Below are 13,205 nucleotides of genomic sequence, written 5' to 3' on the forward strand. Positions count from 1 at the left end.
GGGTGGGTGGATGTTCACCCGGAGATTACGCCGCCTTCAAATTTCCACCAACTCCGAGACACGACCGATCGTGTTCTTGATTTCTGGTTCTATCCAGTGTTCATCAAGTCCATCAATCAGAATGTAGTATTTGTCAGGTCTTTCCGAAAGGTATTGGGAAAGTCCGTTGATGACTTTAGATAACTCAGCGAGGAGCGACGGGTTGACAAATTTCTTTGCTCTTTGCTGAAATTGAGTTTTCTTTTCTTCGCTTAGCCCCCGCGAATATCCGGCCCGTGCGGAAGCTTTTTGAATTTCGACACCAAACTCTGCGTTGATGTCTTTTTCAAGTCTGTTCGCAACTTCAATCACGGTTTCATCGATGGTATTCCAAAAGTTACCTTGATTTTTCTCAACGAAGTCTAGGAAAAATTTTCGCGTCGCATCTTCCTGTCCACGGTTGAATAGTTTTGAGAGGAAACCCTTTGCATCACTTTGGCCTTCAATATTGGTAGCCATTTTTATTAGTTCAATGCAGATCACATGGCGCCATAACGCCTGAAGAAAAAAAGAAATATCAACGTCAATCTTTCTCAAGAACTGTATCGTATCACTGTTGGAGAGGTAACTCATCGAGAGTTCTTGCAGCTCAAGAAATTTCGCATTTTCATTCTTTTCGATCATACGGAGGAAGGCGGTCTTGCCGACACCAGTACTGCCGAGCAGGAACATTTTTGCATTCCCCATGTCCCTAATGGATGCAAGTGCAGGATGGTCGACGAAGCACTTGAAGAGGAATTCATCATCTGTTTCCGCAGACACGTTTCCGATGCTGGATTCCGGTGAAAAAATTATCTTATTGCTCATGTTGCTCATTTGACGGTGGGTGGCTGAATGCTTATTAGAATTCCACAGTCGCCGCTCAACTCCAAGGTGTTTCTGAGCGGTTGCGGGGTGGGGGCTGGAATATCCAAAGGGCCAGACGTTAAAAGGCTAAAGTGGACTGAGAGTATCGCTTGCCTCTTTGAGCGCACGCTGCTACATGGCTCCAATCCTGAAGGCCTCGGATTCGTCCGGGGCTGTTACTTTTGTCGGGATGCTGACGAACCTGGGACCTTCGGGGCCCTCTACATCGGTCACCTGAACCGCCGCACGCGGCACGTCAGGGGGCTTTAACATAGCGGTGCCAAAGACAAGAACCTAAGGCACTGCACGCTAAACGGAAGACAGAAAGCATGGCACTTAAGTCGTATAAACCGACGACGCCGGGCCAGCGTGGGCTGGTTCTGATCGACCGTTCGGAGCTTTGGAAAGGGCGTCCGGTCAAATCTCTCACTGAGGGTCTGACCAAATCGGGCGGCCGGAACAACACCGGACGGATCACTTCTCGCCGCCGTGGTGGTGGCGCAAAGCGTCTTTACCGGATCGTTGACTTCAAACGGAATAAATTTGATGTCGCCGCGACCGTCGAGCGCATTGAATATGACCCCAACCGTACTGCCTTCATCGCACTGGTGAAGTACGAAGACGGCGAGCAGGCCTATATCCTCGCTCCGCAGCGTCTGGCAGTGGGTGACAAGGTCATCGCCTCCGCGAAGGCAGACATCAAGCCGGGCAACGCAATGCCGTTCTCGGGCATGCCGATCGGTACCATCGTTCACAACATCGAAATGAAGCCCGGCAAAGGCGGCCAGATCGCCCGTGCAGCCGGTACTTACGCTCAGTTCGTTGGTCGTGATGGTGGCTACGCTCAGATCCGCCTGTCCTCGGGCGAACTGCGCATGGTCCGTCAGGAATGCATGGCCACCGTTGGTGCCGTCAGCAACCCTGACAACAGCAACCAGAACTACGGTAAAGCTGGCCGTATGCGCCACAAGGGCAAGCGTCCCTCGGTCCGTGGTGTCGTTATGAACCCGATCGACCACCCGCACGGTGGTGGTGAAGGCCGGACTTCGGGTGGTCGTCACCCGGTGACCCCGTGGGGTAAGCCGACCAAGGGTAAGCGCACCCGCAACAAAAACAAAGCGTCGCAAAAGCTGATCATCCGCTCGCGTCACGCCAAGAAGAAGGGACGTTAATCTATGTCTCGCTCTGTATGGAAAGGTCCTTTCGTCGACAGCTATGTGCTTAAGAAAGCCGAAGCTGCGCGTGAATCGGGCCGCAATGAAGTGATCAAGATCTGGTCGCGTCGTTCCACCATTCTGCCCCAGTTCGTGGGTCTGACGTTTGGTGTGTACAACGGCAAGAAACACATCCCTGTCAACGTCTCGGAAGACATGATCGGTCAGAAGTTCGGTGAGTATTCGCCGACCCGGACCTATTATGGTCATGCTGCGGACAAGAAAGCGAAGCGGAAGTAAGTCATGGGCAAGGTACAAAATCCCCGCCGCGTGGCCGACAACGAAGCAATGGCGAAAACCCGCATGCTTCGGACCAGCCCGCAGAAACTGAACCTGGTGGCTCAGATGATCCGTGGCAAGAAAGTGGACAAGGCTCTGACCGACCTCACTTTCTCGAACAAACGGATCGCACAGGACGTGAAGAAATGCCTTCAGTCCGCCATTGCGAACGCCGAAAACAACCACAACCTGGACGTCGATGAACTGATCGTCGCCGAGGCATGGGTTGGCAAGAACATGACCATGAAACGCGGTCGCCCGCGGGCCCGTGGTCGTTTCGGCAAGATCCTGAAGCCGTTCGCTGAGATCACCATCAAGGTGCGTCAAGTTGAGGAGCAAGCCTAATGGGACATAAAGTCAATCCGGTCGGCATGCGCCTGCAGGTGAACCGCACCTGGGACAGCCGTTGGTACGCCGACACCAAGGACTACGGTGATCTTCTGCTGGAAGATCTGAAACTGCGTGAGTTCATCAAGGCAGAGTGCAAGCAGGCCGGTGTGGCCCGCGTGATCATCGAACGCCCCCACAAGAAGTGCCGTGTGACCATTCACACCGCGCGTCCGGGCGTGATCATCGGCAAAAAAGGCGCCGATATCGAGGTTCTGCGCAAGAAGCTGGCAGCGATGACCGACTCGGAACTGCACCTCAACATCGTTGAAGTGCGCAAGCCCGAGCTGGACGCACAGCTGGTTGGCGAGTCCATCGCTCAGCAGCTGGAACGTCGTGTGTCCTTCCGTCGCGCGATGAAGCGTGCCGTTCAGAACGCAATGCGCATGGGCGCCCTGGGTATCCGGGTGAACGTCGCGGGTCGTCTGGGTGGTGCTGAAATCGCTCGTACCGAATGGTACCGTGAAGGTCGTGTGCCGCTGCACACCCTGCGCGCCGACATCGATTACGCTCACTCCGAAGCCATGACCCCCTACGGGATCATCGGGATCAAGGTCTGGATCTTCAAAGGCGAGATCATGGAGCATGACCCGCAGGCGCGTGATCGTAAGTCTCAGGAAATCCAGGACGGCCCTGCACCCCGTGGTGCTGGTGGCGGTCGTCGCTAAGGAGGGGATGAGATGCTTCAACCAAAGCGTACGAAATTCCGCAAAATGCACAAAGGCCGGATTTCCGGTCTCGCCAAAGGTGGTTCTGACCTGAACTTCGGCACCTACGGTCTCAAGGCTCTGCAGCCCGAGCGCGTAACCGCCCGTCAGATCGAAGCTGCACGTCGTGCCATGACCCGTCACATGAAACGTCAGGGTCGTGTCTGGATCCGGATCTTCCCGGATACCCCGGTGACCTCCAAGCCCGTCGAAGTTCGTATGGGTAAAGGTAAAGGTTCCGTCGACTACTGGGCATGCAAAGTGAAGCCCGGTCGCGTGATGTTCGAAATCGATGGCGTCAATGACGACATCGCCCGCGAGGCTCTGCGCCTTGCTGCGATGAAGCTGCCGATCAAGACCCGCGTCGTGGTTCGCGAAGACTGGTAAGCCCAGGTTCTTTGGAAAATCAGAAACCCCCGCCGAGAAATTGGCGGGGGTTTTTCTTTGTGGTTACTCCCGGAAAATCCGTCTGCCTTCCTGGGGCGAACGGCAGTATGGCGTGGGGGCTGCGTAGTGTCGGGAAGGCATTAAATGGCCCGCTCGGCGGAGTGCAGAGCGGGCCATCGTTTTGCGGGCGGGCGTCAGTCCAGGGGCGGCACGCCGGAGCTCCCGGTCTATGCGGCCCAGTCGTTTTCCGCAGCGGCAGGGGCAGAACCATGGTGCGCGGGGCTGCCTTTCAGGCGGAAGCCCGAGATCGCCTCGAACAGGCGGTGTGCCTCCTGTTGCAACAGCTGACCCGCAGCGGATGTTTGCTCCAGCATGGCCGCACTTTTTTGGGAGTCTTTGTCGAGCGAGTCGACAGCGACATTGACTTCAGTCAGCCCGTTGGACTGTTCCACCGTATTGTCGGCAATCGTATTCATGCGCTCCACGACCTGGATGATGGTCTGCACGATCTTTGCAAGGGACTCGCCAGTCTCATCAACCAGTTTCACGCCGACGGTGACCTCGCCCCTGCTGGTGTTGATCAGGTTGTTGATTTCCTGAGCGGCATCCGATGAGCGTTGTGCCAGCGCGCGGACTTCAGAGGCAACCACGGCAAAGCCGCGTCCAGCTTCTCCGGCGCGGGCGGCCTCGACCCCGGCGTTCAGCGCCAGCAGGTTGGTCTGGAAGGCGACATCGTCGATCATGTCGGTGATCTTGGAAATCGCATCCGAGGAGTCCTTGATCCGTTGCATGGCCGTGACGGTCTGCTCAGCGATCGAGCGGGTGCCCTCTGCATTGTTCTGCGCATTGTCGACCAGAGATTTGGCGTCCTGCGCGCTGGAGGCCGTGTCACGCACCGTGTCGCTGACGGTCTGCAGCGCTGCGGCGGTTTCTTCAAGCGCGGCGGCTGAGGTTTCGCCGCGCCGCGAGGCATCGTTCATGGCGGATGAAATCTCGTTGGCGGTGTTGTTCAGCATTTCACTGCTGCCGGTCAGTTGCCGGATCATGCCATCAAGGCTGTTGGTCAGGTGGTCAATCGCATCAGAGATTTCCCGGAACACGCCCTTTTGCCCCGGTTGCATCGCCTGGTTCAAGTCACCGGTTGCAAGACCGCCGATCACCTCTTGAACGTCCTTCAATCCTTTTTCGGCGACGGTGCCAATGGCGTTCACTCCGTTACCCAGTTCTGCGAACATGCCGCTGCTACCAGCGGTATCGACCCGTTTGGAAAAGTCACCTTCGGCGCAGGCGTCGATGACGCGGGCGATGTCCTTGGTCATCCGGTGCTTGATCTCTTCGTCCTTGCGGAAGTCACCAACCGCCTCGGCGATTGCCGAGATTTCTCGGATAGGGGTCACGGGCAGTGCAGGGGTGAAATCGTTTTCCCGCATCTTTTTCAGAACCCTGTCAGTGCGTTTCAGGGGCCGGGAAATCCCGCGGGCCAGAAGCAGCGCGAGCACAATGAAGACAGCTGCGCCGCCCAGACCTGCGCGGGTCGAGTTACTGGCGGCCTGTTCGCTGATCGCGGCAGTGTCGGCAAGGATCTGACTCATGACGATACGGGACTCTTTGTGCAGGGCTTCGACCAAAGGTTCTGCAGCTGCATAGGTCTCTGACATCTGTTTCCGGAGATCCTGTTCTTTCAGGGTCTCATCAACATAGGCCGCAAAAGACGTCTGATAGGTGTCCATCAGATCCGATATCAACTGAAACTGCGCGCGATCCGCGTAATAGCTTTCGGGAAAGGCGTGGAACTCCTCGACACGTGCATTCAACCGATCCAGGTATTTCGGATCCTTGCGCATGATGAAGTCCTTCTCGTGTCGGCGCATCATCAGCATCTTGACCTGCATCTCGGGCTGTTCGAGGCCCTGCAACTCGGTCTCGACGTTCTTCACCGCAGTCCGCAGATTGCCTTGCAGTCCGTCGTTTTCATCAAGCCCCAGGCGCCGGTTGCTGTCCGTGAGACTTAGAAAGGCTGCCCCATAAGCGGCGATCGCGGTTTCCAGTTCAGGCAGCGTGACAGCAGTAAACCGCAGCTCGGGAACCTGCGAGATATTTTGCTTCAGGCCGTCAAAGGTCGACGCCAGTTGGTCCATGATCGCGGCATGGCGCTTAGTGTACTTTTCGTCCTTGCGCAGTAGGAAATCCTTTTCAGCACGGCGGGCCGAAAGAAACTGCTGCTCCAGATCGACAAGAGACATGTCGACCGCTTCGATCTGCGCGGCCCGGACTTGCATGTCGTCGCGAACCTGATGGGTATAAAGAGAAATGCCCGCCAGGGTGAACATGATGCCGGCGGCCAGCACGATGATCGACAGGATGGCGAGATTGATGGATACTTTGAACTTCATAGTGGGGCACTCGGTAGATAGGGATGCTAGGTGACAACCGGAACTCAGGTCATACTGGGTCAGGGTAGCAGTGCCGCGCTAATATTGTGTTGCGCCCCAGTGGCGGTCTGGGCATGGCAGGGTTGCCAGAGTGTCATGGCTGGCCGTGCCGATATATGTCCCGATGTGGCGGACGTTGTCCGGAGTGGGTTCCATTGCGCGGGGTGCAGCCAATTGGGACTCGCAAAAGTGCGCCGGGCGAGGATAAAAGGCAGCTATGGCACAGATCGACTCTCTTTTCGTTACCCGTCTCTACCGCGCCGCTTTGTCCGAACACGGACCGAGCATCGACGCAGGCGAACTTGAAAACTCTTGCCTTGTCATCGCCGGTGATGATGAAGCCGGGCAGGACTGGTGCGAGGAGAACGGCTATCCCGGCTATACCTCCTATGCCTCGCTGACGGATCTGCCCTGGCGGTTCCCGATCTTCGCCGATCTGGTGAAATCGCTGGATGCCCATGTGGCGGCTTTTGCCGAGGACCTGGAACTGGATCTGGATGATCGTGCGCTTGTGCTGGAGGATCTCTGGATCAACATCCTGCCCGAGGGCGGTACACACGCCAGCCATATCCACCCGCATTCGGTAATCTCCGGCACCACATATGTGTCGATGCCCGAAGGCGCTAGCGCCCTAAAGCTGGAAGACCCGCGCCACGCGATGATGATGGCCCACCCGCCGCGCCGCAAGGACTGCCGTCAGGAGCTGAAGACATTCGTCTATCAGTCTCCCAAGGTGGGCGATGTGCTGCTTTGGGAAAGTTTCATCCGCCACGAGGTGCCGCTGAATATGGCCGAAGAAGAGCGGATTTCGGTGAGTTTTAACTACAAGTGGGAGTGAGCGCCGTCTTGGAAATGATCCGGGGGATCACTTCAGGCGCGAACGGGCGGAGCCCATTGCTTGCTTGGGATTTGCGCAACATCAGTGCAGTGCCTGACCCTGGGCGGGCGTGAAGCGCCTCCCTGTCGGGACGGTCGGGCGCGCCCGGGTAGTCAGCCCGTTCCAGGCTGACTTTAAACGGCGTGCTGAGTTGTGCGCATAGACTTGTGTGGTTCTCTGCCGCCCGTTTGGCTCAAGCTGCATCTTTCCCTTGCCCCCAACCACCAACTCTCCTATATGAACCCATCACCGCGCTCAGTGATGAGTCGCGGTGATCCATTTTCTGTGCCCTGAACTCTTCGGGCGCGGGCTACATAACCCACCAGACGTAAGGGTGACCCATCAAAAGGGGCCCTCTGGTGCCAAGGAAAAGGAACAAAGGCGATGAACGCCAATGATCTGCGCGAAAAGACCGTGGATGAACTCCGCGATCTGCTTGCATCCATGAAAAAAGAGAGCTTCAACCTGCGCTTTCAGCAGGCAACCGGTCAGCTGGAAAACACCGCTGCAGTGCGCAACGCGCGCCGTAACGCAGCCCGTGTTAAAACCATCCTGAACGAAAAAGCCGCTGCGGCAGCTGAATAAGGAGCCTCTGAGATGCCCAAACGTATCCTGCAAGGCGTTGTGACCAGCGACGCAAACGCACAAACCGTTACCGTTTCCGTCGAGCGCCGCTTTACGCATCCGGTTCTGAAGAAAACCATCCGTAAGTCCAAGAAGTATCGGGCTCACGATGAAAAGAACGCTTTCAAGGTCGGCGACACCGTACGCATCATCGAATGCGCGCCGAAATCGAAAACGAAACGCTGGGAAGTTCTGGAAGCCTAAGAGCCTCACCTGAGGCTCCTGGCGACTAGGCTTTTTAGCACAGTCGAAACCCTGGGGGATCACAGCACGCATCGCTGCCCCAAAGGTCGGGAGAAACCACATGATCCAGATGCAAACAAATCTGGATGTTGCTGACAACTCCGGCGCTCGCCGAGTTCAGTGCATCAAGGTTCTGGGTGGTTCCAAGCGTAAATACGCATCCGTTGGCGACATCATCGTCGTCTCGGTCAAGGAAGCCATCCCGCGCGGTCGCGTAAAGAAAGGTGACGTCCGTAAGGCCGTCGTCGTGCGTACCGCCAAAGAAGTCCGCCGTGAAGACGGTACTGCGATCCGTTTCGATCGCAACGCTGCCGTTATCCTGAACAACAACAACGAGCCGGTCGGTACCCGTATCTTTGGCCCGGTTGTTCGTGAACTGCGCGCGAAGAACTTCATGAAAATCATCTCGCTTGCTCCGGAGGTGCTGTAATCATGGCTGCTAAACTCCGCAAAGGCGACAAGGTCGTCGTGCTGGCCGGTAAGGACAAGGGCAAAGAAGGCACCATCGCCTCCGTTGACCCCAAAGCCGGTAAAGCCGTTGTTGACGGCGTGAACATGGCGATCCGCCACACCCGTCAGTCCCAGACTGCACAGGGCGGCCGCCTGCCCAAGGCACTGCCGATCGACCTGTCGAACCTGGCTCTGCTGGACGCAAACGGCAAAGCAACCCGCGTTGGCTTCCGCATGGAAGGCGACAAGAAAGTGCGTTTTGCCAAGACCACGGGGGACGTGATCGATGCTTGATTCCGCTAACTACACCCCGCGTCTGAAGGATCTCTACAAGGACACCATCCGTGGCGCCCTGAAAGAGGAATTCGGCTACAAGAACGAGATGATGATCCCCAAGCTGGACAAGATCGTTCTGAACATCGGCTGTGGTCGTGCTGCCGTCAAAGACAGCAAGAAAGCCAAGTCGGCCCAGGCTGACCTGACCGCAATCGCGGGCCAGAAAGCTCTGACCACTGTGGCCAAGAACTCCATCGCCGGCTTCCGCGTTCGCGAAGGCATGCCGATGGGCGCCAAGGTGACCCTGCGCGGCGAACGGATGTACGAATTCCTGGACCGCCTGATCACCATCGCAATGCCTCGTATCCGTGACTTCCGCGGCGTATCGGGTAACTCGTTCGACGGTCGTGGCAACTACGCCATGGGCCTGAAAGAGCACATGGTGTTCCCGGAAATCGATTTCGATAAGATCGATGAGCCCTGGGGCATGGACATTGTGATTGCCACCACCGCGAAAACCGACGCGGAAGCAAAGGCGCTGTTGAAAGCTTTCAACATGCCCTTCAACAGCTAAGCGCGGGAAGGAAGAGACATGGCTAAGAAAAGCATGATCGAACGCGAAAAGAAGCGCGAGCGCCTGGTGGCACAATATGCCGCAAAGCGCGCCGAGCTGAAAGAAATCGCGAATGACGAAAACCGCCCGATGGAAGAGCGTTTCAAAGCGCGTCTGAAACTGGCGAAACTGCCGCGCAACTCGTCGGCAACTCGTCTGCACAATCGCTGCCAGCTGACCGGCCGTCCTCACGCTTACTATCGTAAGCTGAAGATCAGCCGTATCGCTCTGCGGGAACTGGGCTCGAACGGCCAGATCCCCGGCATGGTGAAATCGAGCTGGTAAGGGAGAGACAGTTATGAACGATCCTATCGGCGATATGCTCACCCGTATCCGTAACTCTCAGCTGCGCGGTAAATCCACCGTCCTGACCCCGGCTTCCAAGCTGCGGGCATGGGTTCTGGATGTGCTGGCGGACGAGGGCTACATCCGCGGCTATGAGAAGACCACTGGTGAAAATGGCCACCCGGCTATTGAAATCAGCCTGAAATACTTCGATGGCGAACCTGTCATTCGTGAACTGAAGCGGGTCTCCAAACCCGGTCGTCGCGTTTACATGGGCGTCAATGACATCCCGTCGGTCCGTCAGGGCCTGGGCGTGTCGATTGTCTCCACCCCCAAGGGTGTGATGTCGGACGCAAACGCACGCGCAGCCAACGTCGGCGGCGAAGTGCTCTGCACCGTCTTCTAAGGAGGCTTACAGATGTCCCGTATTGGTAAAAAACCGGTCGCACTGCCCAGCGGCGTTTCCGCTTCGGTATCCGGCCAGACCGTAGAAGTGAAAGGCCCGAAAGGGACCCGTAGCTTCACCGCCACCGACGACGTCACCCTGTCCGTTGACGACAACGTTGTAATGGTCGAGCCGCGCGGCAAGTCCAAACGTGCCCGTCAGCAGTGGGGCATGTCCCGCACCATGGTCGCGAACCTCGTGACCGGCGTGACCACCGGCTTCAAAAAAGAGCTGGAGATCCAGGGTGTGGGTTACCGGGCGCAGGTTCAGGGCAACACCCTGAAACTGAACCTCGGCTACAGCCACGACGTCGACTTCGTTGCTCCGGAAGGTATCACCATTACCGCACCGAAGCAGACCGAAATCGTTGTGGAAGGTAACGACCAGCAGCAGGTGGGCGAAGTCGCGGCGAAAATCCGCGAATGGCGCCGTCCCGAGCCCTACAAAGGCAAAGGCATCCGCTACAAGGGTGAGTTTATCTTCCGCAAGGAAGGCAAGAAGAAGTAAGGACAAGCAAAATGGCAAACAGCAAACGTACCCTGTTTCTGAAGCGTCGCCTGCGCGTCCGGAACAAACTTCGCAAGGTCAACGCAGGCCGTGTACGCCTGTCCGTGCACCGCTCGAACAAGAACATCTCGGTTCAGCTGATCGACGATGTGCAGGGCAAGACCCTGGCAGCGGCCTCGACCCTGGAAAAAGATCTCGGCTTCGTTGGCAAGAACAACGTCGAAGCAGCCACCAAAGTGGGTTCGGTTATCGCCGAGCGCGCCAAGGCGGCAGGCGTCTCCGAGGCCTATTTCGATCGTGGCGGCTTCCTGTTCCACGGCAAGGTGAAGGCTCTGGCCGACGCTGCGCGTGAAGGTGGTCTGAAGATCTAAGACTTGCGGGCGGCGATTTCGCCGCCCCGATGATCCGGGAGGGAGCCTGCATGGGATCCCTCACCAGGATTGAGATAACCGGCGCCCCGCCTGTTGGACGCGCCAGTCAGAAAGGAATGCCTCATGGCAGAACGTGAAAACCGCCGTGGCCGTGGCCGCCGCGAAGAAGAAACACCGGAATTTGCAGATCGCCTGGTTGCGATCAACCGCGTGTCGAAAACCGTTAAAGGCGGTAAGCGCTTCGGCTTTGCCGCGCTCGTCGTCGTAGGCGATCAGAAAGGCCGCGTCGGCTTTGGCAAGGGTAAGGCGAAAGAAGTGCCCGAGGCCATCCGCAAGGCGACCGAGCAGGCCAAGCGTCAGATGATCCGTGTGCCGCTGAAAGAAGGCCGCACCCTGCACCACGACATGAATGGTCGTCACGGTGCTGGCAAGGTCGTCATGCGCACCGCTCCGGAAGGTACCGGTATCATCGCCGGTGGTCCGATGCGTGCCGTGTTCGAAATGCTGGGCGTCAAGGACGTTGTGTCCAAGTCGATCGGCTCGCAGAACCCCTACAACATGATCCGCGCAACCATCAACGGCCTGACCAAAGAGCAGAGCCCGCGTGCCGTTGCACAGCGTCGTGGCAAAAAGGTCGCCGACATCCTGCCCAAGCGGGACGAAGCACCGGCTGCCGAAGCCGCTGAAGCGTAAGGAGACGGACACATGGCTAAAACCATCGTTGTAAAGCAGATCGGCTCCCCGATCCGTCGCCCCGCCAAACAGCGTCAGACGCTGATCGGTCTGGGCCTCAACAAGATGCATAAAACCCGCGAGCTGGAAGATACCCCGGCCGTGCGTGGCATGATCAACAAGATTTCGCACATGGTCGAGATCGTTGAAGAAAAAGGCTAAGCCTTACCCGGCATAGTCTGACAAACGCCTCCGCATTGCGGGGGCGTTTTTCGTTTGAACGTTCTCTGCTGGGCTTTGCGAAAAGTGAAATGGCGCGGAGACGTCAGATCAGTCCGCGAGATCCGGCCAGAGGCTCGTGTCTAGGGCCTCAAGGAATTCAGCCAGTTCATCGGCCTGCGCACGCCAACCGCCAATGGATCTTTGGTGTACCGGCTGGCGGATCTGAGAGGCGCTCATCGTTAGGGTCGGTGCGCTGCTACCTTCCGGCGCGGCCATTTCCGGTAACCATTCCAGCCCACAATAATCTGCAAGTGCGCGGCTGCCCGCCACCGGGTCTGCAACAAGGTCTTCGTAGTCGACCGTCAGGATCTGATCCGGGAATACGGTTTGCCAGTGATGCATGAGGCGCGCATATAGGCCGACGCGCCACGCCAAGGCCGTCTGGTCGTAGGTGTAGGACAGGGCTGTACCGGTGAAGTGCGATTTCCACATCGATAAGGCCACGTCGCGTGGGTCACGCCGTACGTGCACAATCTTGCAATGCGGATAGGCCGTTTTGAGAAACCCGATGTAGCGGTAGTTTTCCGGCATCTTGTCGACATAGGCGCGCGTATCGTCAGGGCAGGGGGGCAGCCGCACTGCATCTTTATGGGCAAAGATGCGCGCCGCCTCGGCATCAAACGGAATGTCGCTGTTCACATAGGCCTGAACCAGAAACCCGGTTGCCGCGCGTTCGCCCATCGTTTCTACATTTGGCAGGCGGCTCAGCATTGCCTCGACCAGCGAGGTGCCGGAGCGGGGTAGGCCGAGGACGTAGATGGGATATGGTCCGTCGGGTTTGTCGGTCGGAGAGGGAGTAATGTCCGGAAAGCGGCCCAGAATGCGCTCAGTCTGCCGGGTGTCCTCCTCTGCGTCATAGGGCAATTGTTTTGCAAGGATACCGTTTGCACGCTCGCGCGCCTTGGCGGCGGCCTGCCGGTCGCCCATGGCATCTTCGATCCGGGATAAGGCAAACTGCAGTTCGGCAGCTTCGACCGAGCCTGAGCGGAGTTTGCCGAGCGCCTTTTGTGCGGGGCCGGCCAGGGTTTTCATCTCGTCCCTGTCGAGCAACAGCGACAATTGTTCAAACGCCTGTGTCTGCGCGGGCTGCAGGGCCAGGACAGCCCGGAATTGTTCTTTGGCCTCTTCGAACCGTCCGGCCTCGATGAATGAGGTTCCGAGCCGGAGCCGGGCACCAATGTGCTCGGGCGCGAGCTGAACGGTGTAAATGCTGGATTGAATTTCCCCGGAAGTGCTGGCGCAAATTTCCCCACCTCGCGGGTTCGGCGA

20 protein-coding genes are annotated in these 13,205 nt (G+C 57.7%); 17 read left to right on the forward strand and 3 right to left on the reverse strand.

Annotation, left to right across the window (positions count from 1 at the left end; translation table 11 throughout):
- Positions 1–36: 36 nt before the first annotated feature.
- Complete coding sequence (locus C6W91_RS19885; RefSeq protein WP_370571464.1) at positions 37–846, reverse strand: P-loop ATPase, Sll1717 family; 810 nt, start codon at positions 844–846, stop codon at positions 37–39.
- Positions 847–1,214: 368 nt separating this feature from the next.
- On the opposite strand from C6W91_RS19885, the gene rplB reads away from it, so the two are divergent.
- From rplB to rplP, 5 genes are read left to right on the forward strand one after another with little or no spacing between them, the layout of a single operon-like run.
- Positions 1,215–2,057 carry a 50S ribosomal protein L2 gene (gene rplB / locus C6W91_RS19890; RefSeq protein WP_065271471.1) on the forward strand — a complete coding sequence of 281 codons (843 nt, stop codon included), beginning with the start codon at positions 1,215–1,217 and terminating at the stop codon, positions 2,055–2,057.
- A 3-nt stretch (positions 2,058–2,060) separates the two neighbouring features.
- Positions 2,061–2,339, forward strand: coding sequence for a 30S ribosomal protein S19 (rpsS, locus tag C6W91_RS19895; RefSeq protein ID WP_065271470.1), 279 nt, complete (start codon positions 2,061–2,063; stop codon positions 2,337–2,339).
- A 3-nt stretch (positions 2,340–2,342) separates the two neighbouring features.
- Positions 2,343–2,723, forward strand: coding sequence for a 50S ribosomal protein L22 (rplV, locus tag C6W91_RS19900; protein ID WP_065271469.1), 381 nt, complete (start codon positions 2,343–2,345; stop codon positions 2,721–2,723).
- The gene (gene rpsC / locus C6W91_RS19905) at positions 2,723–3,433 is read left to right on the forward strand and encodes a 30S ribosomal protein S3 (RefSeq protein WP_065271468.1); all 711 of its coding nucleotides are present in this window, start codon (positions 2,723–2,725) and stop codon (positions 3,431–3,433) included. Before rplV ends, rpsC begins: the two co-directional genes overlap by 1 nt.
- A gap of 12 nt (positions 3,434–3,445) precedes the next feature.
- Complete coding sequence (gene rplP, locus C6W91_RS19910; RefSeq protein WP_065271467.1) at positions 3,446–3,859, forward strand: 50S ribosomal protein L16; 414 nt, start codon at positions 3,446–3,448, stop codon at positions 3,857–3,859.
- A 227-nt stretch (positions 3,860–4,086) separates the two neighbouring features.
- On the opposite strand, the gene C6W91_RS19915 is transcribed toward rplP, so the two are convergent.
- Entirely contained in the window at positions 4,087–6,252 is a 2,166-nt protein-coding gene (locus C6W91_RS19915; RefSeq protein ID WP_274840197.1) for a methyl-accepting chemotaxis protein, read from the reverse strand.
- Positions 6,253–6,508: 256 nt separating this feature from the next.
- Between C6W91_RS19915 and C6W91_RS19920 the strand changes: the two genes are divergently transcribed.
- The 12 genes from C6W91_RS19920 to rpmD all read left to right on the forward strand — a co-directional run bounded on the left by C6W91_RS19920 (position 6,509) and on the right by rpmD (position 11,876).
- On the forward strand, positions 6,509–7,129 hold the full coding sequence (locus tag C6W91_RS19920; protein WP_065271465.1) for a TIGR02466 family protein: 621 nt from the start codon (positions 6,509–6,511) through the stop codon (positions 7,127–7,129).
- A 423-nt stretch (positions 7,130–7,552) separates the two neighbouring features.
- On the forward strand, positions 7,553–7,753 hold the full coding sequence (gene rpmC, locus C6W91_RS19925; RefSeq protein WP_065271464.1) for a 50S ribosomal protein L29: 201 nt from the start codon (positions 7,553–7,555) through the stop codon (positions 7,751–7,753).
- A 12-nt stretch (positions 7,754–7,765) separates the two neighbouring features.
- Positions 7,766–7,996, forward strand: a complete 231-nt coding sequence (rpsQ, locus tag C6W91_RS19930) for a 30S ribosomal protein S17 (RefSeq protein WP_008555996.1) — start codon at positions 7,766–7,768, stop codon at positions 7,994–7,996.
- 100 nt (positions 7,997–8,096) lie between these two features.
- Complete coding sequence (gene rplN / locus C6W91_RS19935; RefSeq protein ID WP_005621870.1) at positions 8,097–8,465, forward strand: 50S ribosomal protein L14; 369 nt, start codon at positions 8,097–8,099, stop codon at positions 8,463–8,465.
- Between the two features lie 2 nt (positions 8,466–8,467).
- Positions 8,468–8,779: a 50S ribosomal protein L24 gene (rplX, locus tag C6W91_RS19940; protein WP_065271463.1), complete on the forward strand. Its 312-nt coding sequence runs from the start codon at positions 8,468–8,470 to the stop codon at positions 8,777–8,779.
- A complete protein-coding gene (rplE, locus tag C6W91_RS19945; protein ID WP_065271462.1) occupies positions 8,772–9,335 on the forward strand; it encodes a 50S ribosomal protein L5 in 564 nt (187 codons plus the stop codon). The genes rplX and rplE overlap by 8 nt, the downstream gene beginning before the upstream one ends.
- 18 nt (positions 9,336–9,353) lie before the next feature.
- The gene (rpsN, locus tag C6W91_RS19950; protein WP_065271461.1) at positions 9,354–9,659 is read left to right on the forward strand and encodes a 30S ribosomal protein S14; all 306 of its coding nucleotides are present in this window, start codon (positions 9,354–9,356) and stop codon (positions 9,657–9,659) included.
- A 13-nt stretch (positions 9,660–9,672) separates the two neighbouring features.
- Positions 9,673–10,065, forward strand: coding sequence for a 30S ribosomal protein S8 (gene rpsH, locus C6W91_RS19955; RefSeq protein WP_065271460.1), 393 nt, complete (start codon positions 9,673–9,675; stop codon positions 10,063–10,065).
- Positions 10,066–10,077: 12 nt separating this feature from the next.
- Positions 10,078–10,611, forward strand: coding sequence for a 50S ribosomal protein L6 (gene rplF, locus C6W91_RS19960; RefSeq protein ID WP_065271459.1), 534 nt, complete (start codon positions 10,078–10,080; stop codon positions 10,609–10,611).
- An 11-nt stretch (positions 10,612–10,622) separates the two neighbouring features.
- Entirely contained in the window at positions 10,623–10,982 is a 360-nt protein-coding gene (gene rplR / locus C6W91_RS19965; RefSeq protein WP_065271458.1) for a 50S ribosomal protein L18, read from the forward strand.
- A gap of 123 nt (positions 10,983–11,105) precedes the next feature.
- Entirely contained in the window at positions 11,106–11,675 is a 570-nt protein-coding gene (gene rpsE, locus C6W91_RS19970) for a 30S ribosomal protein S5 (protein WP_065271457.1), read from the forward strand.
- A 12-nt stretch (positions 11,676–11,687) separates the two neighbouring features.
- Positions 11,688–11,876, forward strand: a complete 189-nt coding sequence (gene rpmD / locus C6W91_RS19975; protein WP_065271456.1) for a 50S ribosomal protein L30 — start codon at positions 11,688–11,690, stop codon at positions 11,874–11,876.
- Positions 11,877–11,984: 108 nt separating this feature from the next.
- Here rpmD and C6W91_RS19980 read toward each other — a convergent pair.
- A partial coding sequence (locus C6W91_RS19980) for a sulfotransferase (RefSeq protein WP_370571465.1) occupies positions 11,985–13,205 on the reverse strand: 1,221 nt, incomplete at its 5' end.

Origin of the sequence: Phaeobacter sp. SYSU ZJ3003 (genome assembly GCF_041300735.1) — a bacterium.
GTDB classification, from domain to species: Bacteria; Pseudomonadota; Alphaproteobacteria; order Rhodobacterales; family Rhodobacteraceae; genus Phycobacter; species Phycobacter gallaeciensis_A.